Consider the following 23276-nt stretch of genomic DNA (forward strand, 5'->3'; position numbering starts at 1 on the left):
CCACCCTCACTCAGCTTTATCAACAATAACGCATAAAGCCACTCTCCTGAAGTGTTTTCAAGAAAAAAGATGAATTGCTATCGTTACGCCCTCTCCCTCATTTTCTCCCAGACGGATTTTTATTTTTAATAGAATAACACCTCTAAAAAACAAGAAGGAATGTTACCTAGTAACATTCCTTCTTGTTTTTTAGCCATGATTATTCATAAGCGATAAGGTCTAGATAGTATTTGCGTAAATGTTCTGCTACTTGAAATTTATTTGCTGGAATGGGGATTGAAATGATACAAGTTGGCGTATCATCTATATCATATTGACCATAAACGAGTTGAAGAACAGCTTCTGGGCCTTGAGTGATAATGACGTTTTCGAGAAAATAAATAGATTTTTGTAAGCCGTAAAGTTGATTCATGAAGTAAATAGAGTCTTCTCCAAAAATGACTTCTGTAGGAATTTTCAAAGCTTTTTCGTAGTAAGTTAGTATGCATCGAATGCCTATAATGAATGCAAGAATAATTAAAATAGCAAGGGTATATCCTGTGTAAAGGATATGAGTACCGCCGCTATAAGCAAACACAAGAGAAAAGATAATTCCAAGTATTAAGCTTAAGATAGCTGTAGAAATAGTGTTACTTTTCTGTTCAGATAAAGCTGCTTTAAGTGTGGAAGAACTACTAATATCATAAGTCCAGTGTGCAAGCACAGGAGCATGATGATCAATAAGGGTCTTGATTTTTACATATTTTCTATAATGAACAGCAGAGGCGATTAAACCAATGATAATAAAGCAAATAGAAAAAAGGAGTAATGCACTTTTGCTGGAATTAGGAAGAGTCTGTAGTAAAGCAGCAGAGATAGTAAAAGTAATGCCTAATAAAAAAATGGAAAACCATAAAATACAGTGAATAGATTCTTTTTTCATAGTATCCCTCCTTCGGACTTATGAAAGGAGTGTCTATAGTCATTATATGTAGTAGGAAGAAAAAAGGTTAATATAAAATGATAAAGATTATGGTGAATTAGCTTTCCACTCAGGAATAAATATGGATAGTAGTATACTTTCATACTAGGGAGATAGGTATTTACATAGAGAGTAGATTTTGATACAATAAAATCAAACGTATGTTCGATTGGAAGAGTGATGAAATGGCAGAGAAAGTTATTTTTCATGTAGATGTTAATTCAGCTTTTTTAAGTTGGGAAGCAAGTTATAGAAAGCAAATTTTAGGGGAAGAAATAGACTTAAGGGATATACCCTCTGCTATTGGAGGGGACATAGAAAAGCGTAAAGGTGTCATTTTAGCAAAATCTACTTCTGCTAAGAAGTATGGGATTGTCACCGGAGAGCCCATTGTGGCAGCATTAAGAAAATGTCCAGGACTTACTATTGTAAAGCCTAATTTTAGTGTATATGTAGAGTATTCTAATAAGTTAATGACACTTTTAAGGGAGTACTCTCCAATTGTTCAGCAATATTCTATAGATGAGGCATATATAGACATGACAGGGACGGAAGGATTATATGGAAAGCCTTTGGATATAGCTTATAAGATTAAAGATAGAATTTATGAGGACCTAGGTTTTACAGTTAATATAGGGATTTCTTGTAATAAGCTACTAGCTAAAATGGCAGGAGAATTAGAAAAGCCTAATTTGGTGCATACTTTATTTCCAAGTGAAATTGAAAAGAAAATGTGGCCATTACCTGTAGGTGAACTCTTCTTCGTAGGTAAAGCAACCGAGAAAAGTTTAAAATTATTAGGAATTAGAACTATTGGCGAATTAGCAAAAGCTGATGTGAAATTATTAAAGCTTCATCTAAAAAAACAGGGGGAGATTATTCATCAATATGCTAATGGTGTAGATGCTTCAGCAGTAGAGGAAGAACAAGCACCTCATAAAGGCTATGGAAATTCTATGACGATTCCTTATGATGTGAATTCGGTAGAGAGTGCTTATCTCGTATTATTGTCCTTGTGCGAAACAGTAGGCACTAGATTAAGAGCAGCAGAGGTAGAAGCTAGTTGTTTGGCAGTAAGTATTGTAGATACTTTTTTTGAAAGAAAATCACATCAAATGGTATTACCAAGCTCAACAGCAGTGACTAAAGAACTATATAAGTATTCTTGTAAAATATTTGAAGAACTATGGGATCACAAAACACCTATTAGGCAATTAGGCGTGCATACAACAAAACTGGAGAAAGAAAGCCATCATCAATTTAATTTATTTGAAACACCTAAGAATAAGAAGAATGAGAAACTAGATAAAGCAATAGATACCATTAGAAATAAATATGGGGAAGATGCAGTCATGAGAGCGGCTTTTGTCGGATCAAAGTTAGACCATATGGCAGGTGGCATTTCAAAAGAAAAGAAAAGCAGCATAACAACAAGTAAGCTTTAAGCTATAAGAATAAATTGCTACTGAGTATCTCATACTAATGAAGAGATGCATAAAAAGGAGGCGAGCACATGGCTAAAGCTGGTATGAGAAGACCAGGAGTTAATGAACCTCATGGCACAGAAAGTAATAGTAAAGGGCATTATAACAAAAATGCTATGGAACCTGTTCCAGAGATTCAAGGCAAAGCAAAAACTGGTAATAAAAAAGCTGGGAGAATTTATTAAAATGTAGAAATAAATTACCACAAGGAACAAATCTTTGTGGTAATTTATTTTTTTTTGTTAGCATGGGTAGAATAAATACTTATGCAACTTATGTATGGATTACCTACACTATATTCAATATGAATTGATAATTAAATTTATGAAATTATAATGAAGACATGAAAAGTAAGAATATGTTTTATATTATCTAATACTAGAGAGATATAGGACTAAAGTGAATTTGGTTTGATTATAAGTATGGTAATAGATAATAAAGAAGGGAGTTGTCGCCTATAGGAGAAAAATGTTGTAAATACCCGTATTAAAAAGTAAATAAAAAAATTAGGAGGAATAGTATGAATAAGAGAAAAACGATGGGGCTTATGAGTGCTTTATTAGTTGGAGCACAATGTTTAACTCCACTTAGTGTTTTTGCAGCGGCAAATACACCTGTGGTTGTACCAGAATCGACGAATGTGTATGAACAGAGATTTTTAGACCTGTATGAGGATATTAAAGATAGTAGTAATGGCTATTTTAGTCCACAGGGCGTACCTTATCACTCTATTGAAACATTAATGGTTGAAGCACCTGACCATGGACATGAATCAACTAGTGAAACAGCTAGCTATTATGTTTGGTTAGAAGCTATGAATGGTAAATTCACAGGAGACTTTAGTGGTCTTAAAGAAGCTTGGAATGTTATTGAAAAATATTATATTCCAACAGATTTAGATCAACCAGGTCAAACAGATTACAATCCAAATAGCCCTGCTACATATGCATCAGAATATCCTTTACCAGATTATTATCCTAGCCAATTACAATTTGGTTTACCAGTAGGTACTGACCCTATTGCTAATGAACTTAAAAGTACCTATGGAACTTCTAAAATCTATGGTATGCACTGGCTTATAGATGGTGATAACTTCTACGGTTATGGTAGAAGAGGAGATGGTGTATCAGCTCCTTCTTATATTAATACATTCCAACGTGGAGAACAAGAATCTACGTGGGAAACTATTCCACAACCATCATGGGAAGATTTTAAATGGGGTGGAAAAAGTGGTTTCTTACCTTTCTTCACAGGTGATGCTAACTATTCAAAACAATGGAGATACACAAATGCACCAGATGCTGATGCACGTTTAGTACAAGCTATGTACTGGGCGAAAGACTGGGCAGAAGAGCAAGGCCAAAATATTGATACTTATGTAGCTAAAGCAAGTAAAATGGGTGACTACCTAAGATACGCTATGTTTGATAAGTATTTCATGAAGATTGGTGCACAAGGTAAAACACCAGGACAAGGTTATGAAGCAGCACACTACTTAATGTCATGGTATTATGCTTGGGGTGGTGGACTTGATGCTAACTGGAGCTGGAGAATTGGTAGTAGCCACAATCACTTTGGTTACCAAAGTCCAATGGCAGCTTGGGTTCTTTCAACAGATAGTGACATGATTCCAAAATCACCAAATGCTAAACGTGACTGGGCTAAGAGCTTAGATAGACAAATTGAATTCTATCAATGGTTACAATCTGCTGAAGGAGCTATTGCAGGTGGTGCAACTAACTCATATGGTGGATCTTATGAGAAGTATCCAGCAGGTACAAGTACTTTCTATGGTATGGCTTATGATGCTCATCCAGTATACGAAGATCCAGGCAGTAACCAATGGTTTGGTATGCAAGGTTGGTCAATGCAACGTATGGCTGAGTACTATTATGAATCAGGAGATTCAAGAGTTAAAGGCCTTCTTGACAGATGGGCTGCATGGGCTAAGTCAGAAATTCAATTATATGATGATGGTACTTTTGCTGTTCCTTCTACACTTCAATGGAGTGGACAACCAGATACATGGACAGGGTCTTACACAGGTAACAAGAACCTCCATGTAGATGTTATTAACTATGGTACAGACCTTGGTACAGTAGCTTCTATGGCTAATACACTTACTTTCTATGCAGCAGCAACTAAGAAATACTCTCCAGAACAAGATTATCAAAGTTATGTAGATATAACAAAAGAAGTATTAGATCGTATGTGGACACTTTACAGAGATGATAAAGGGGTAGCTGCACCTGAAGTTCGTGCTGACTACAAACGTTTCTTTGAACAAGAAGTTTATGTACCAAGTAATTACACTGGAAAGATGGCAAATGGAGATGAAATCGTACCAGGTGTAACATTTATTGAATTACGTTCTAAATATAAGAATGATCCAGACTTTGCAAGACTTGAACAAGCTTACAAAAATGGTGAAGACTTCGAAATTACATATCACAGATTCTGGGCACAAGCAGAAATCGCTATTGCAAATGGTACAATGGCTATGTTATTCCCAGGTGATGAAGTAGTTATGAACGTAGCAGTTACAACTCCACAAAATGGTGATGTAATTGAAGTGGCAAAAGATTCAACAGGCATTGCAGTAAAAGCTGATGCTTCTATTGATAAAGGTTCTATTTCTAAAGTAGAATTCTATGCTGATGGTGTTAAATTTGCAGAAGATACAGATGTTAATTATGAAGCAAACTATGTACCAACTAAAGATAATTTAACAGCAGCAGGAACAAAACAAGTAACATTTAAAGTAGTTGCATACTCAGATAAGAATGTTGCTAAAGAATCAGCACCAATCACAGTAACACTTAAGTTCCCAGGAATTGAGTTACCAGTAGTTAACATTGTAAAACCAGTAACAGGTGATGTTATTGATTATAAAACAACTCAAACTCCTATTACTGTAACTGCAGAAGCATCTGTTAAAGATAGTACAATTGCTAAGATTGAATTCTTTGCAGATGGAACCAAGATTGGTGAAACAACAGGTAATGGTAGTGTATCATTTGTACCAACTAAAGATGGTATGGATGCAGAAGGCATAAAAGAAATTACGCTTACGGCAGTAGCTACATCAGCTGAAGGTGCAAAAGCAACTTCTGAAGCTGTTAAAATTAAAGTTCAATTTAAAGTAGCTAATAAACCAGTTGTTGTTGTTACAGCTCCAGCTGCTAATACAGTAATTGATGCTACAAATGGAAAACAAACTGTAGCCGTTTCAGCTGAAGCAACAGTAAAAGATGGTACTATTAAAGAATTAATTATTTACGCTGATGGTAAAGAAATTGGCAAAGCTAATGGTGCTACATGTACAGCAACTTATACTACACCAGATGGATACGGTCCAAAACCAGATGGTATTGTTAATGTAGTATTTACAGCAAAAGCAACAACTACAGAAGATATGAGTGCGACATCTGATGCAGTTAAAGTACAAGTTAAATTACCAGTTGAACAAGTAGTTGAACCAAGTGTAAATGTTAATGTAGCACATAATAATAAAGGTGGTGCAACTACAAATACACTTGGAGGACAATATGTAGTAACATCAGATGGCCCAGTAGATTTATCTAAACTTGCTATCCGTCACTACTATACTTTAGAAGGTAACGCAGCACAAACAGCATACAAAGATAATGCTGGTATGAATCTTAATGCAGCACCTTGGTATGTAAATCTTACTCCTGATGTATCAGTAAATGTTGTTCAAGTTAGTGGCGATCAATACTACATGGAAATTACATTTACATCAAACCAAGTATTAAATGCAGGTGGAAAGATTGACATGGGTATTCGTCTTTCTAAGAATGATTGGTCAAACTATGATCAAACCAATGACTACTCATACACTTCAGGAACAGTTGTATTATACAATGGTGAAGTTGTAAGTGGTACTATGCCATACTAATCATAAATAAATCCCCTAAAAGTTTAATATACTAATTTCAATATAATCTCGGTAACTTAGGTTACCGAGATTATACTCTAAAAGGAGGAAAAGTAATGATAGGGTTTAAGAAAAAGTCAAGACAAATAGTCAGTTCTGCATTAGCTGTAGGGTTAACATTAGGCACTATGGCTTTTAATGGTATAGAAGTAAAAGCGGCTACAAACTTTAATTATGGAGATGCTTTTCAAAAAGCATTAATGTTTTATGAATTTCAAAAGTCTGGTGATTTACCTGATAATCAGAGAAATAACTGGAGAGGTGATTCTGGCTTAAAAGATGGAGCTGATGTAGGTTTAGATTTAACAGGTGGTTGGTATGATGCAGGTGACCATGTTAAATTTAATTTACCTATGGCTTATGCCTCCACAATGCTAGCGTGGTCTTATATAGAAGACACTGATGTTTATAAAGCTAGTGGACAAGATAAATACATGCTTGATGAAATCAAATGGGCGAATGATTATTTTATCAAATGTCACCCTTCTGCTAACGAATACTATTATCAAGTAGGTAATGGTGGAGCAGACCATGCTTTCTGGGGATCTGCAGAAATTATGCAGATGGAAAGACCTGCTTATAAGTTAGATCTTAATAATCCAGGATCAGCTGTAAGTGCAGGAACAGCTGCATCACTAGCAGCTTCTGCAATTGCATTTAAAGATATTGATCCTGCTTATGCAGCAACTTGTTTAAAACATGCAAAAGAACTTTTAAATTTTGCTGAAATCACAAAGAGTGATGCGGGTTATATGAAACAAGCAGCAGGCTTTTATTCTTCACATAGTGGATATAGTGATGAGATTTCATGGGGAAGCATGTGGATTTATTTAGCTACAGGTGATGAGAGCTATTTACAAAAAGCAAAAGACTATTCTTCTGGCTGGTCGAAAGTGGACCAAAGTGATGAGATTGCTTATAGTTGGGTACACTGCTGGGATGATGTACATTATGGTGCCAGTCTTTTATTAGCTCAGTATGGTGGTGATGAAAAGTTTAGAAAAGTAATTGAAAATCACTTAGACTATTGGACAACAGGCTTAAATGGTGACCGTGTAACTTACACACCTAAAGGTCTTGCATGGAGAGACTCATGGGGCTCATTAAGATATGCAACGACAACAGCATTCTTAGCTAGTATTTATGCAGATTGGGAGGACGCTGATGCAAAAAGAGCACAAACCTATCAAAACTTCGCTAAGTCTCAAGCAGATTATGCTCTTGGTAGCACAGGACGTAGTTTTGTAGTTGGTTTTGGAGTAAATCCACCTACTAAACCACATCATAGAACAGCTCATGGTGCATGGGAAAATAATTTATCAGGACAACCATATGAGCCAAGACATGTACTTATTGGCGCTTTAGTAGGAGGACCAGATAAAAATGATAAATATACAGATGTAATTTCAGACTATGTATCAAATGAAGTAGCAAATGATTACAATGCTGGTTTTGTAGGTCTAATGGCTAAAATGTATGAGGATTACGGCGGAATCATCGATCCTAACTTAAATGCTATAGAAGAAGTTGGAGAAGAAATATTTATTGAAGCAGGTATTAATGCACAAGATAAACAAAATGCGATTAATTTTATAGAGATTAAGTCAGTGGTTTATAATAGAAGTGCTTGGCCAGCAAGGGTAACAGATAAACTTGCTTATAGATATTTTGTAGATATTAGTGATGTATTAGCAGCAGGTTATAAAGCTAGTGATATGAAAGTTACATCTAGTTATAGTCAACATTCAGCAAAGGTATCTAGCTTACAACCTTGGGATGCACAAAATGGCATTTATTATGTAGAAATTGACTTAACTGGAGCTAAGATTTATCCAGGTGGTCAAAGTGAGCACAAGAGCGAAATGCAATTTAGAATTGCAGCTCCAGGGAAATGGGATTATACAAAGAGTCCATCATTTGCGGATATAGCATCTTCAAGCCCAAATAGCTTAGCAAAAGCAAATCATTTTGCATTATATGATAATGGTAAATTAATATTTGGTCAGGAACCTTCAGGGGCTACAAAGGTTTATGCACCAACGACAAGTATTGCATCACCAGTAGCAGGAGCTATCTTTAAAGATGTAACAGAAGCAAATCCAGTTGTTATTAAAGCAAATGCAGAGGTACAAGAAAGTACTATTTCAAAAGTAGAATTTTTTGTAGACGGTACTAAGATTGGAGAAAGCACAAAGGCGCCTTATGAAATGAATTTTGTACCAAGTGACTACAGTACAGTTGCAGGTACTACAAAGGATTATAGCTTGACTGTTAAAGCAACAGCAGCTAATGGCAAATCTACTACTTCTGAAGCTGTTAAAGTATCTGTTGTTTTACCAGTACTAGCAGCACCAACAGTAGCTGTTACTGCTCCTATTGATGGAACAAGCATAGATATGAGTAAGGGAATTACAGCCATTACTATGAATGCTACAGCTGAAATAGAGAAGTCTACTATTCAAAAAGTAGTATTTTATGTAAACGGTAAGGTAGTAGGTGAAAGTAAAGTGGCACCATATACAGCATCTTATTTACCAACTGGCTCAGCTAGTCAATTAGGTGAATTAAGTGAGTATATTATAACAGCTGAAGCAATTGCAGCGAATGGTACCAAAACAATATCTAAACCTGTTAATGTATCTGTACAACTTCCTGTCATAGCAGCACCAGAGGTAGAAATTGTTTCACCTGCTAATGAAGAAACTTTTGCAGAGGTAACAAAGCAAATAGAAGTAAGTGTTGCTGCAGATGTATTAGAAGACGATATTAAGTTGGTTGAATTCTATGCAGATGGCAAAAAATTCGCTGAAAGCACTGGCGCAGTGAATGGCGAATATACAGCTACTTATGTAACAGAAGGCACAGTTACAGAAATGGGTCAATTAACACCTATCAGCTTTACAGCTAAAGCAACATCTACAAAAGGAAAAACAACTACATCAGCGGCTGTTAAAGTATATGTACAGCTTGAAGTAGTAGAAGCACCAGTAGTTGACTTTGTATTAGAGGTTGGCAATACAGGCAATGGTCAAGCATCTACTAACACACTTACAAATAACTTTAAGTTAGTACATAAGAGTGGTAATGATATTGATTTATCTAAATTAGAAATCCGTTACTACTTTACTGCTGATGGTAGTGAAGAACAAACGGTGTGGTGTGATAATGCAGCAGCTCAAATGAATAAAGCACCATGGTATAGTCCTTATACAAGTAAAGTAAATGGAAAAGTTATCAAAATGGATGCTACTAAAGCAGGAGCAGACTGTTATATTCAAATAACGATCAATGCATCAGAAATGATTTCAGCAGGTACCACTTTAGAGATTGCTACTAGAACAGCAAAATCTAATTGGAGCAATTATGATCAAACTAATGACTATTCTTACGGAAATGCTGGCAAGGTTTGCGTTTACTATGATGGTAATTTAGTTGCTGGTGTAGAACCATAGATGTAGAAATACGAATAGGTTGTAATTAAAAGTAAAATAGAATAGAGCAAGTAGTTGCAAAAAAGCGATATATTATTCCATGGTATAATATATCGCTTTTTGGAGTTAGTAGTTTATGTTACAAACAGATTAAAAATAGGTGAATTTTTTGTAAAGTTTTAAAAAAATAATAAAAATAGTTAAAAAACTTAAACTAATATGATAATATCTAAGTGTAAAAAGAGTGATATTTGGGTAAGTATACCAATTATTTAGGGGGAGGATAGAATGTTCAGGATTTTTGTATGTGATGATGAAGAAATCTTCCGTAAACATTTAGAAGAGCTTTTAGAAGAATATTTAAAAAGCCGTATAAAACAATATGAAATACAATATTTCTCTTCAGCTGAAGAACTCTTAAAAGCTAACTATGACCAGTGTGATGTATTTTGCTTAGATGTTGAAATAGAAAATAGTATTAATGGCATAACATTAGCAAAGAAAATACGTCAGAAAAATTTAAAAGCAGACATAATCTTTACAACTAGCCATCCAGAAGAGGCTCATTGTGCTTTTGAAGTTAACACGCTTAGGTATTTATTAAAACCTATACAGAAGGAACAGCTCTTTAAAACATTCGATTTGATTTTAAAGAAAAGGAAAGAAAAGCTTTCAAAGTTAATTACACTTAATCAAGGGCAGAGGTTCTTTCAAATTCCATTTGCGGATATTCTTTATTTTGAAACAGTGGATAGAAAGTTACGTGCAGTTACAAGTCAGAAGGAATACATCATTGATAATAAAATTAATGAAGTAGACAAGTTCGTGGCTGATAAGGGATTTTTTAGAATTCATAAATCTTATCTAATTAATTTAGGGTATGTGAAGGAATATGATCAAGCAACTGTAACCATGCAAAATGGTGATGTGGTGTATATGAGTCGTCTAAGGATTAAAGCTTTTAAAGAAAGCTTTCGTCTCTATTTAAAGGAGGCACACCGACTTGGATAGATTAAATTTACTAGCAGGTGCATTAAGCTGTTTTGTGATGCAAGCGATGTGTTTAAGTGTCTTCTTAGATCAAGCTCAATTAACTAGAAAGCGAACTATAAGATATAGTATTTATGCTAGTATAATATTGGCATTTATGTTTATTAGTGTTGAAAATTCTAAATTTGGATTACTTTTTTTGGTATTTGTTTTGCGAATTTTTTATTTGAAGGTAAACTCCTGCAAAAAGTTTGGGTCAATCTTTTAGGTCTTGCAGTGATATATGGTATAGGTACTTTGGATTGGATGGTTGTCGACTCAATTATAAAAGATTATGGAGTTCATTGGCTTGAGAATCAAATAGTAACAGAGATAAGAGGTACCTTAGAAGTTACCGTTTTATGGCTTTTAGCTAAACAAACTAGTGTCATTTATAAAGAAAACGGGCAGTATAAAAGAGTTACGAGAAGACAAGCATTTACCATTATATTACTCACCATTACCGCAGTATATACATTTTTTATATGTGATGCAGCTTATTTTGGTGATATTCAACTCTTGAAAAATATTAGTTTAGCACCGTATATCATGATATTATTTATTTGTATAATACTGTTAATTCTGGGAGTTAATCAAGAAATGAATAAACTCTATTATAAATGGAGTAATGAATGTATGAGTGAGCAACTAGAGAGGCAACTTAAATATTATCATAAATTAGAAGAAGTAAATAAAGAAACAAGAGCTATTAAGCATGATATGCACAATCATATGCTGATTATTAAGGGCTTGGCGCAGCAAGGACAATTACATAAGTTAGAGCAATATATAGGAGAAATGGAACAGACGACAGAGAGGCTGGGTTGTATGGTTCATACTGGAAATTCTATTGTGGATGCTATTTTAAATGATAAATTACAAATAGCTAAAGAAAGAAATATTCAGATGGAATATGAAGTAAGATTAAGTAACCAACTCACCTTAGATGATATGGATTTATGTGTTATATTTGCTAATAGTTTAGATAATGCTATAGAGGCTTGTGAAAGAGTAGAGGATGGTAGAGTGAAGAAAATTCAAATGAAAGCAGTCTGCGATAGAGGTTATTTTTTCTATAACATAAAAAATACTGCTAATGGTAGGGTGGAGGTGGATCAAAAGAAAGAATTTCCTACTAATAAAAAAGATAGTATTAATCATGGTTTTGGTTTGGCTAATATTAAAAAGAGTGTACAAAAGAATAATGGGAATATCAATATTCTAAGTAAAGAAGAAGAATTTTACTTAGAGATAGATATACCTGTTAACTATGGTATAACAGCTTAGGTATTAAAAATATACATCTTAAGCAACTACAATGTAAATGCAATAAAAATAGTTTATATTAAAGTTACTAGGGGTAATATTAATAATCTATGAGGAGGTAAGTATATGAAAAAGAATCATCAGGTAAAAAAGAATGGATGTTTTCAAGAGCTATCAACGAAAGAAAAGCAAAAAGTTACAGGTGGTGCAATGGGGTTTGCTGCTACTTTATTGAAACAATTAGTACCTTATATCATGCCATAACTAAGATATTACAGAATATAATGGTATAATACTAATGAATTAAAAAAATATTTAGTTAAATAATAGAAATACTGATTAAAATATTATAATATTTTATTAGTATTTCTTTTTTTTGTACACAAATATAGCCGGGGGTAGAAAAGAGGGGCGGTATGGCAAAGTATTATTGTATTATGCAATACGATATGACAGACTGTGGAGCAGCATGCTTAGCAACAGTTTGTAAGCAATATGGACTTAGTACACCTATTACTAAAATTAGAGAAGCAGCAGGGACAGACACAGAAGGAACCAATGTAGCAGGTATGTTAGAAGCAGCTGAGAAGTTAGGCTTTAGTGCTAAGGGGGTTAAGGGTGAAGCAGAAGCATTATTAAGCGAGTTTCCTTTGCCAGCAATAGCTCATGTGATTAAGGAAGGAGGTTTAATGCATTATGTTGTTATACATAAAATCACTAAGGAGCAGGTCATCATAGCAGATCCAGCAGATGGTTTAGTGACTTACAAATTCGAGGATTTTACCCGTATATGGTCTGGGGTGCTTATTTTATTAGTGCCAACCAGTGAATTTAAGAAAGGAAAGGAAACAAAGGGCTTATTTGAACGTTTTCTTCATTTACTTAAGCCACAAAAAGGTATTGTGCTACAAGTATTTGCGGCATCACTTCTTTATACAGCATTAGGATTATTAGGAGCATTTTATATGCAATTTCTACTAGATGATATTTTGCCCTATAATATGTCCAAAACTTTAAATATCCTATCCATTGGGGTACTAGTACTTTATACTTTTCAGATGCTACTTAGTTTATTCAGGTCCCACTTATTACTTTTTTTGAGCCAGAAATTAGATATAGCTCTATTATTAGGTTATTATGAGCATATTCTAAAATTACCTATGAACTTTTTTGGGACAAGAAGAGTAGGTGAGATTATTTCTAGGTTTCAAGATGCAGGCCATGTAAGAGATGCTATATCAGGAGCAACGCTAACCATAATGATCGACACGATTATGGTAATAGTAGGAGGCATTATTTTATATATGCAAAATGCGCTGCTGTTTGGAATCACCTTAGTGGTCGCTCTGCTCTATGGCGTGGTAGTAGTGAGTTTTAATAAAACCTTGAAGAAGGGCAATAAAGCTACCATGGAAAATAACGCACAACTTACTTCGTACATGGTGGAGTCACTAAATGGTATTCAAACCGTTAAGGTCTTTAATGCAGAGAAAAAAGTAGGGATAGAAACAGAGACAAAATTCATTAAGCTACTAAGAAGTATCTTCAAACTAAGTTTTACGACGAACTTGCAAGGCTTTTTTAAAGGCTTAATAGAATTACTTGGAGGCGTTGTCATATTATGGATTGGTGCCAATCAAGTCCTTCAAGGAGATATGTCCGTAGGTAATTTAATTACATATAATTCATTACTTATTTATTTTTTAAATCCTATTAAAAATTTAATCAATTTACAACCTCAGCTTCAAACAGCTATGGTTGCAGCAGAGCGATTAGGTGAGATCTTAGATTTAGAGATAGAAAATGGAGAAGAAGAATCTAGAAAGATGGAGCCAAAGCATTTAGAGGGGGGAATTTCTTATAAGAATGTCACTTTTAAATATGGCCAAAGGCAAAATGTGTTAGAAGAGATTAATTTAGAGATTAAGCCAGGAGAAAGAATTGCATTAGTAGGGGAAAGTGGTTCAGGAAAAACGACTTTAGCCAAACTATTACTTAATTTGTACCCGTTAGAAGAAGGCGAAATATTAATAGACAACAATAATATCCTAGATATTAAAAAAGAGGTTCTTAGAACCAAGATTGCTTATGTACCACAAGAAACCTTTTTATTCAGTGGGACTATTATGGAAAATCTAGCCCTAGGCATAGAACGGATCAGTATGAAAGAGATAGTAGAAGCATCCAAGATGGCCAAAGCACATGATTTTATCAATGAACTTCCACTAAGATATGAAACACTTCTAGATGAGAATGGTGCCAACTTATCAGGTGGTCAGAGGCAGAGGCTAGCTATAGCAAGGGCTATATTAAAGAAGCCTAATATTTTAATTTTAGATGAAGCTACTAGTAATTTAGACTCAATTACTGAAGCAGCTATAGAGTCTACTATAAGGCAGTTAAGCCGGTCTATGAGTACTATTATTATTGCACATCGATTAAGTACTATTAAATTATGTGATCGCATCTACGTATTAGATAAAGGAAGAATCGTAGAAACAGGGGCACATAAGGAACTAGTAAGTATAGGTGGTAGATATGCATCCTTATGGAGAGAACAAATATCAGGATTAGAAGTAGGGGAGGTAAACTAATGAAAGCCATTATTAAAAATATAAATGAGTTATCAGATAGTAAAGAACTCTATGAGACCAAACCTAATCCCTTCTTTGCCATTTTTATAGGACTATTGATAGGAATAGTTGTGGCAGCTATTATATGGATGTACTATGGGGAGATTGATATTGTATCTAAGGGTAGGGGCATGATTAGACCCAATGAACAATTAAGTATTATAAGAAATAAATCAGGTGGAGTTGTTAATAGTAGCAATTTGCAAGAGGGAAAACGAGTAAAGGCTGGAGATGTCTTAGTAACAATTGACTGTGCAGAGCAGGAAGTAAAGAAATTACAGTTACAAGAAGTGATAAGCGAACAAGAGAAGATATTAGACAATCTAAGAACCTTGAAGAAAAGTATTGAAAGTAGCGTAAATAGCTTTAATAGTGAGCATGATGAAGCTTATGTACAAAAGTACATCCAGTATGAACAAGATTTTGAGACTCTAAAAAGGAGCCAGATAATCGATAGTCAAAACGAGGAGATAGACCTAAAACAGGTGAATTTGAATAAGGCAAGCTATACAGAAAAAATAAAAAAAGCAGAGAAAGATATAGCAGGCTTAGAAACGCTTAAACAATCTGTTAATGAGGAAAAGTCTATTTTTAAAGATATAGATAGTATCTATGCAATAGAGTTTGAGACATATCTGTATGATAGGGATGCTTTAAAGAGTAAATTAGAAGAGGCAAAAACACTTTATAACCTAAATGTAGAGTTAGATGAACAGAATTTGGTAGCCAAAGAAGAATTAAAAGCTTCTAAACAAAAAGTAGGGGAACTCAAAAATCAATTAGATACACAAAAGCTAACACTACTTAAAGAAGTGGAAGAAAAAATTGAAGCCAATCAAACTATAATAGACACATCTACTATAGAGAATAATAAACTAATTATTAGTGAGGAACTCCTGAAAAATAAAGTAGCCAAAAGAAAATTAGCACTTGAGCAGTTTAAGACAGGTGAACTAGTCAAGTTAGATAATCAAATCCAAGAACTAGAAGTTCAATATCAATCGGATAAGAGGAATCTAGAAGGTATACAGATAGCTATAGATGATTGTACTATACGTGCTTCCATAGATGGAACCTTAAATGTAGTACAAGAAATTAATAAAGGTGATTTATTAACGGAGGGAACAGAGCTTGGGAAAATAATTCCCGTTAGTGATAGTATTTATAAGGTTGAGATCTTTGTTCCCAATAATGATATAGCAGGTCTTAAGGTTGGACAGGAAATCGAATATCAATTTGATGCACTTTCCTACCGCGAGTATGGCAAGATCAAGGGTCATATTACTAATATTTCTACAGATGCTAGTCAAACAGAATTAGGAGGAATGAGTGGTTATTGGATAACTGGTAGTCTAGAAGATGTAAATCTTTACAGTTACAAAAATGAGCCCGCTGATTTAAAAATTGGTATGAGCTGTAATGCATACATTATCACAGAACAAAAGAAAATATTGTACTATGTTTTAGAAAAAATCAATTTAAAAGAATAATGATTCAGGTTTACTTGTAGGAACGAAGATTTTTTTGCTTCCTACAAGTAAATTTGCTTGACAGGTGATTTATAATAAAATAGTATAGAAGAGGCTTAAATTAAGAAAGTCTTTGTATGAAAAATAAAAAATGATAAATACTAAAGGGAGTGTGAGTATCCGTGGACGTCGGACCGAGTTATAGGCGTTTAAAAAATCAATTAAATAATGAGAATACTCACCTTGTTTTAATGCAAAGGTAGCTTTTTGTGCTGTCACAAAATCACCACTTGCACTAAAAAGGTGAGGGGTGGAGGATGTGAAAAGATGAAACAAATTTATAAAACATTTGATGCAGGGCTAAAAGCTATTGAATCCTTCGAAGAAGGCGCATGGATTAATTTAATTAATCCTACACCACAAGAGATTAACGAAATTTCTGAGGCTTTCAATATTGAAGTTAATCATATTTTATCCGCACTGGATGAAGAGGAAAGAGCTCGTATTGAAGTAGATGATAACTGTACAGTTATTATCGTAGACGTACCTATTAAAGAAACAGAAGAAGGTATGGGTGATTATGCTACCATTCCAATGACTATTATTTTAGGCGATAAGTTCATTATTACAACTTGCTTAAAAAATATTCAGTTACTAGAGGATTTTAGTTCTGGTAAAATTAGAGGTTTCTTTACCTATAAGAAAACAAGATTTATATTACAGCTTCTTTATAAAAATGCGTCTTACTACTTACAATACTTAAGACACATCGATCGTATGAGTCATAAGATTGAACAAGAGCTTCATAAATCTATGAAGAATAAAGAGCTTATTCAGCTTCTTGATTTGGAAAAGAGTTTAGTATACTTTACAACATCACTTCGTTCTAATGAAATTGTACTTGAGAAGATGATGAGAATGGAAAATGTAAAGCAATATCCAGAGGATGAAGATTTGCTAGAAGATGTTATTATTGAAAATAAACAGGCTATTGAGATGGCCAACATTTACAGTAACATTTTAAGTGGAACCATGGATGCATTTGCATCTGTTATTTCTAACAACTTAAATATTGTGATGAAGACTCTTACTTCGATTACTATTGTTATGTCTGTGCCAACAATGATTGCTAGTTTCTGGGGAATGAACGTTATAGTACCATTCCAAGATGGCAGCCCATATGCTTTTGTGGGAATAGTAGCTTTCTCAATTGCTTTGACAGTATTACTAGCATTATTTATGATTAGAAAAAAATTATTTTAAATAGATAAAATAGCTATACGCCTAATAAGTTTAGATTATTAGAAGTATAGCTATTTTTGCGTGTTCATAAAGATTTATGACTTTACTAGGCTATTTGGACGGAACTGAGAGAGGGTGGCTGTCCTGCGTGGTTCCGCTCCGCATTTTCAGTAGGCACTAAGCTCACTTTTTTGGATGAACGCCCACAAACTCGGTTCCCTCAAACACGTGGGCTAAGTGCCATCCAAAACGTTCGCTAAGTGCCTACTGAAAATACTCCGAAGTCACCCCGCTAGGACAGCCACCCTCTCTCAGTTCTACCAACAATAAAGCGTAAAGCCTCCTTTATGAAGTATTTTTAAAAAGAAAGAAAAGCTAATTAATTTTATTTATAGCAGCTAGAGACAGCAAAAATAGCTCCCCAAGTATTATAACTTGAAGAGCTATTTTTGTTCCGGACTCTTGAAATGAACTTTCACGGCTAACTAAGTAGACCTTAATCAGGGCGCAAGATGGCTCCTCAGCACGTATGCGTTATAGCGTAGTGCCTACTAAGGCTAGTTATGAAAGCCAAACCAATGAGTGAGGAGCTCCTAAAAGTCTTGGCCGGTGCACCCTATGCTAGGAAGCTAAGACCTTAAGACTCTGGTTTAAAACTTTATTTGGTAATGCTAAGTATAAAAACCTTTAAAACAACTTATAAGTGGCGCCTTCCTTGCAGCGCACCAGTGAACATTTTCCTTAAGTCCAGAGGTACCTATAACAATAGATTGAGACTTGGCTGACCCGGTCAGTTCCTCAGGTTGAAGCTGTGGTAATTATGCCGTGGGAAGTTATTTGTTTTGTTTTTACACTTATGTATATGTAGTCAAGTAGCCGAATCCCTAATAAAAAGTGAAAAATACTTTTACAATCAATAGAAATTGGAAATATAAATTAGGCTATTTGGGCGGAACTGAGAGAGGGTGACTATCCTACGTGGTTCCGCTCCGCATTTTCAGTAGGCACTAAGCTCACTTTTTTTGATGAACGCCTACAAACTCGGTTCCCTCAAACACGTGGGCTAAGTGCCATCCAAAACGTTCGCTAAGTGCCTACTGAAAATACTCCGAAGTCACCCCACTAGGACAGCCTCCCTCTCTCAGTTTTACCAACAATAACGCGTAAATTCACTCTCCTGAAGTATTTTCAAGAAAAAATAAAAAGAATAATTGCTATTATGTCTTTTTTGCACTTCTCGTTTAGGGGCTTGAACGTTTATGATGTCAATAACGTTTGTGAAAATGAGGGGGAGGGCTATCTGGAAGAGTGACTTGGGAAAATTTTTTAGAGGCACTTGGCGAAAGTTTTGGATGGGTTTTAGCACGAGTGTTTGACCAACGGGAGTTTTCGTGCGTTCATCCAAATAAGCGAGCCTAGTGCATCAAAAAATTTGAACCGGAACTCTGGAAGATAGCCCTCCCCCTCATTTTCCTCCAGACGTGATTCTCATAAACGCCCCCGACAAATTTCTGTTTGTATAGCTGAATAGTTACAACTTTTTTATAAAAGGCATATTATGTATAAAAATAATGCATCTTGGGATAACCATATTGGACTACATAACGAGCGTAATATAATAGAGGCATAAATGAAATTAATAAAGAGGCTTTATAAAAGTGTTTTATTAATCGAGGAGGGGTATGATGAGTAAGAGAATATTGAGTAAGTTAAGACAAGCTATTAGCTGTTATGCAAGAAAATTTGTTTTACCTATTGGACTTGCAATGATGTGTATTGCGCCTAATTGTGTATATGCCTATAGTACTGAAACCAATGAGTGGAAGAATGTACAAATTTATGGTGGGGGAATGATTACAGGTATTACTTTTAGTGAAGCAGAAGAAAATCTTATCTATGCCAGAACGGATATGGGTGGTATTTACCGCTGGCAAGAAGATACCGGGAGCTGGAAACCTCTCACTGACTGGGTAGGACCAGAAACATGGAGTAATCTAGGTTGTGATGGTATTGCTACAGATCCAACAGACCCTAACCGTGTTTATGCACTGATGGGAGAATATGATAATGGTTGGACAGATGTACCCGGAGCAGTATTTTGTTCTAATGATAAAGGAGAGACTTGGGACGTAGTAGAATTACCATTTTTCTGTGGTAGTAATATGCAAGGAAGACTAATGGGAGATAGGTTGATAGTTGATCCTAATAAAAATTCCAACTTGTATCTTGCATCACGTAATAATGGTTTATGGAAGAGCGAAGATTATGGGCACACTTGGAAAGAAGTGACTTCATTTCCCACCAAGGGAACTTTTAAGTACGACAAAGGAACGCAGTATGAAGGTAATCTAGGTTTAACCTGGGTAATTTGTGATGAGAATTCAAATAAAGTAGGCTCAGGTTCTCAAACTATTTATGTAGGTGTAGGAGATCAGGCACATTCTATTTATAGAAGCAAAGATGGCGGGAAGACATGGGAAGCACTCCCTAATGAACCTAGAGGAAAAGTAACCAATGAAACAACAGGTGAATGGAAAATAGAGGAGGGGGTAACTTACTTACCTTATCAATCTTATCTTACTAAAGATGGCATTCTTTATGTAACTTACTCAACTACGGCAGGACCTTATGAAACAGGTTATGGTGATGTATGGAAATTTGATACGAATACAGATACGTGGACACTTATTAGTCCTAAATCAAGTAAAACAGCACCTGATGATCCTTACTATCCTTATAATGGTATTGCTGTAGACCCACAAAATGAAGATAATATTGTGGTTATTTGCCAATCCTGGTGGCCAGATATCTTCATGTATAGAAGTACAGATGGTGGAGAAACTTGGAAGAATGTTTGGGAATGGACAAGTTATCCAGATCGTAAGCTCTACTATAAGATGGATATTTCAGATGCACCATGGTTAGATTGGGGGAATAAAAGTCAAGCAGGTGGAAGTGCTGAAATTTTCCCTAAGTTGGGTTGGTGTGTAGGGGCTATAGATATTGATCCATTTAACTCAGATCGTTTAATGTACGGTACAGGTGCTACTTTATATGGTACCAATAACTTAACCAACTGGGATCAAGGTGGACAGATGGATATTACCGTTATGGCAGATGGTATAGAAGAAGTTGTATCTAATGCTTTAGTAGTAGTACCAGGTGAAGATGATGGACTTATTAGTAGCTTATATGATGTTAATGGCTTCTATCATAGTGATATTACAAAAGTACCTAGTATTTTGGCCAATGTGAAGGCTGGAGATAAATATTCTAGTTTAAATAGTTCAGTAGATATGGATTATGCAGAGCTAAATCCTAATATGGTTGTACGTGTAGGAGAAAGAAAAGAAGTAGATGGCTATGGCAATTATTTAAATGGTATGATGTGGTCAAAAGATGGAGGAAAAACATTTTCTCCTATTAGTAGTAGAATAGGTAGTAGTGCAGGGGGAGGAAAAGTTGCACTTTCAGCTGATGGCAATACAGTTGTTTGGGCTACTCCGGATGAGCCTGTAAGCTGGTCTAATGGAGGCTATAACTGGACTGCTTCTAAGGGTATTCCTACAGGAGCTAGAATTGCTTCTGACCGTGTGAATCCAAAAGTATTTTATGGTTATAAAGATGGTAGTGCTTATGTGAGTACAGATGGTGCGAAGACTTTTACAGCTGTGACAGTTAATGGTTTACCTAGTTTAAAAGATATGAATATTAAAGCAGTTAGAGGTCATGAAGGTAATGTATGGATGGGAACAAGTAAAGCTTCAGATGAAAATGAAAATGGCTTTTGGTTCTCAGAAGATTATGGTACAACTTATACCAAGATTCCAGATGTTGATGCAGTAACTTCTTTTGGATTTGGTAAAGGCAAAGAAGGCGCTAATTATGAAGCCATTTATATTGTTGGAAAAGTAGAAGGTCAACATGGTTTCTTTAGGTCTGATGATAAAGGACAAAGTTGGGTAAGAGTTAATGATGATAATCACCAATATGGTTTAGTTGACCCAGGCTGTGATGTGACTGGAGATCCTGATGTATATGGTAGAGTCTATATAGGAACTAATGGACGTGGTATTGTTTATGCTGATACTGGTAATGACACGCCTATAGTAAGTAGTAGCATTACCCCTAAATCAGCCACCTTTGATAAAAAAGAGGAATTACAAGCTGATGTCAGTGTAGAGGTTGTAGATAATGGCAATAAACTAGTGGCTATTAAAAATGGAACCACAGTTTTAACAGCTGGAACAGATTATGTAGTAGAGGGTAACAAGGTTACCGTTCTAAAAAGTTATCTAGCTACATTAGTTAATGGCACAGCTCAACTAAGCTTTGATTTTGATAATGGTATAGACCCAGCATTAACTATTACCGTTAAGGAAACAGTTAATAGTGCAAGTTTAAGTACTAATGAAGCAGTTTTTGATAAAAAAGAAGGATTACAAGCTGATATTACTGTTGACTTTGAAGCAAATGGTAATACATTAGTTGCTATTAAAAATGGTGAAAAGACATTAGCTTTAGGTAGTGATTATGTAGTAGAAGGAAATAAAGTAATTATTTCAAAAGCATACTTATCAACATTAGCTGAAGGAGTAGCTATGTTGACCTTTGACTTCAATAAAGGAAATGATCCAGTACTAAATGTTACAATATCAAAAACAGTAAATAATGCCAGCTTAGAGACAACAAGAGCTGAGTTTGACAAAGCAGTTCCAAAGGATGTTCAAGTTGTTATGAATCTAAAGGGTAACGCACTAGAAAACATTAATGTAGATGGTAAAGTCTTAGCTAAAGGTACAGATTATGTAGTGGAAGGTGAAACTGTTACTTTAAATAAAGTATTTTTAACCACACTTGAAAAAGGTGAACATACCTTGAGTTTTGTATTTAATGAGGGTTCTTCAGCTGATTTTGTAGTAAAAGTAGTTAATACTGCAGAAAAAGATGCTGTTGTTACACCAACAGAAGTAAGTTTTGATAAAAAGGTAGAAGCTAGGGCAGATATTAACTTAGAGGTAGCCTTTAATGGAAATAGTTTAGTAACCATTAAAAATGGTGAGGTTGCTTTAGTAGAAGGTAAAGACTATATAGTAGATGGAGATCAAATAACTATTTTATCTAGTTATTTAGCAACTTGTCCTTTAGGAGAGAGTAATTTAATTTTTAACTTTAGTGCAGGAGCAGTACAAAAAGTGAAATTGAAGGTAGTGGATACAACAGAGGTTGTTGTACCTACAGGAGGGCTTAGCCTTGCTTTAACTTCAACAGGAGGAACAACAACTAACACGATTGGCAGCACATTTAAAGTTCAAGTAACAGATGGAAATACATATGATTTATCTAAAGTGACAATCCGTTACTACTTTACAGCAGAAGATAGTAGTGTAGGTCAAAGCACATGGATAGACAATGCAGCTATTCAATATAGTAAATCACCATGGTATGTTAATATCAATAGTAACAGTGCTTGGAAGATTGTTAAGATGAGTGAAACGACATCTACGGCATCACACTACTTAGAGTTAAGCTTTAGTGGAGATTATTCTTTAGATACAACAGCTAAAGTGGAAGTAGCTACAAGATTAGCCAATACTAATTGGTCAAACTTTAACCAAAGTAACGACTTTTCTTATAATGATGCAAATCATGTAGCTGTTTTCTATGATGGCGTATTAGTAAGTGGAGTAACGCCTCAGTAAGTAATAATGATTTTTAGAAGGAATCACTAGGTTTAGGCTTAGTGATTCCTTTTTCTATTTTTTTGGGGAAAGAAAGTTTTTGTATTCTTTCAGTAGGAAGA

Annotated in this window: 13 protein-coding genes; 12 read left to right on the plus strand and 1 reads right to left on the minus strand. The window is 34.9% G+C overall.

What is annotated here, in order from left to right:
• Nucleotides 1–199: 199 nt before the first annotated feature.
• Nucleotides 200–922, minus strand: coding sequence for a hypothetical protein (locus QTL86_RS21325; protein WP_410495986.1), 723 nt, complete (start codon nucleotides 920–922; stop codon nucleotides 200–202).
• A 224-nt stretch (nucleotides 923–1146) separates the two neighbouring features.
• Between QTL86_RS21325 and QTL86_RS21330 the strand changes: the two genes are divergently transcribed.
• From QTL86_RS21330 to QTL86_RS21385, 12 genes are all read left to right on the plus strand, one after another.
• On the plus strand, nucleotides 1147–2406 hold the full coding sequence (locus QTL86_RS21330) for a DNA polymerase IV (RefSeq protein ID WP_410495987.1): 1260 nt from the start codon (nucleotides 1147–1149) through the stop codon (nucleotides 2404–2406).
• Nucleotides 2407–2474: 68 nt separating this feature from the next.
• Nucleotides 2475–2630 (plus strand): hypothetical protein, encoded by a 156-nt coding sequence (locus tag QTL86_RS21335; protein WP_013658628.1) that lies wholly within the window; start codon nucleotides 2475–2477, stop codon nucleotides 2628–2630.
• A 335-nt stretch (nucleotides 2631–2965) separates the two neighbouring features.
• Entirely contained in the window at nucleotides 2966–6364 is a 3399-nt protein-coding gene (locus QTL86_RS21340; RefSeq protein ID WP_127064600.1) for a glycoside hydrolase family 48 protein, read from the plus strand.
• Nucleotides 6365–6459: 95 nt separating this feature from the next.
• Nucleotides 6460–9855 carry a glycoside hydrolase family 9 protein gene (locus QTL86_RS21345; protein ID WP_410495988.1) on the plus strand — a complete coding sequence of 1132 codons (3396 nt, stop codon included), beginning with the start codon at nucleotides 6460–6462 and terminating at the stop codon, nucleotides 9853–9855.
• 267 nt (nucleotides 9856–10122) lie between these two features.
• On the plus strand, nucleotides 10123–10845 hold the full coding sequence (locus QTL86_RS21350) for a LytR/AlgR family response regulator transcription factor (protein WP_410495990.1): 723 nt from the start codon (nucleotides 10123–10125) through the stop codon (nucleotides 10843–10845).
• Nucleotides 10838–11092 carry a hypothetical protein gene (locus QTL86_RS21355; RefSeq protein WP_410495991.1) on the plus strand — a complete coding sequence of 85 codons (255 nt, stop codon included), beginning with the start codon at nucleotides 10838–10840 and terminating at the stop codon, nucleotides 11090–11092. Before QTL86_RS21350 ends, QTL86_RS21355 begins: the two co-directional genes overlap by 8 nt.
• A 38-nt stretch (nucleotides 11093–11130) precedes the next feature.
• Nucleotides 11131–12150 (plus strand): sensor histidine kinase, encoded by a 1020-nt coding sequence (locus QTL86_RS21360; RefSeq protein WP_410495992.1) that lies wholly within the window; start codon nucleotides 11131–11133, stop codon nucleotides 12148–12150.
• Between the two features lie 105 nt (nucleotides 12151–12255).
• Complete coding sequence (locus tag QTL86_RS21365) at nucleotides 12256–12393, plus strand: hypothetical protein (protein WP_190283430.1); 138 nt, start codon at nucleotides 12256–12258, stop codon at nucleotides 12391–12393.
• A 152-nt stretch (nucleotides 12394–12545) separates the two neighbouring features.
• Complete coding sequence (locus QTL86_RS21370) at nucleotides 12546–14723, plus strand: peptidase domain-containing ABC transporter (RefSeq protein ID WP_410495993.1); 2178 nt, start codon at nucleotides 12546–12548, stop codon at nucleotides 14721–14723.
• Entirely contained in the window at nucleotides 14723–16252 is a 1530-nt protein-coding gene (locus QTL86_RS21375; RefSeq protein WP_190283429.1) for an HlyD family efflux transporter periplasmic adaptor subunit, read from the plus strand. The genes QTL86_RS21370 and QTL86_RS21375 overlap by 1 nt, the downstream gene beginning before the upstream one ends.
• 306 nt (nucleotides 16253–16558) lie before the next feature.
• Nucleotides 16559–17494 (plus strand): magnesium transporter CorA family protein, encoded by a 936-nt coding sequence (locus QTL86_RS21380; protein ID WP_013658620.1) that lies wholly within the window; start codon nucleotides 16559–16561, stop codon nucleotides 17492–17494.
• 1664 nt (nucleotides 17495–19158) lie between these two features.
• Nucleotides 19159–23175, plus strand: coding sequence for a X2-like carbohydrate binding domain-containing protein (locus QTL86_RS21385; protein WP_190283428.1), 4017 nt, complete (start codon nucleotides 19159–19161; stop codon nucleotides 23173–23175).
• The last annotated feature ends 101 nt before the right edge of the window (nucleotides 23176–23276 follow it).

Source organism: Cellulosilyticum sp. ST5 (assembly GCF_046529625.1).
Classification (GTDB): Bacteria; Bacillota; Clostridia; order Lachnospirales; family Cellulosilyticaceae; genus Cellulosilyticum; species Cellulosilyticum lentocellum.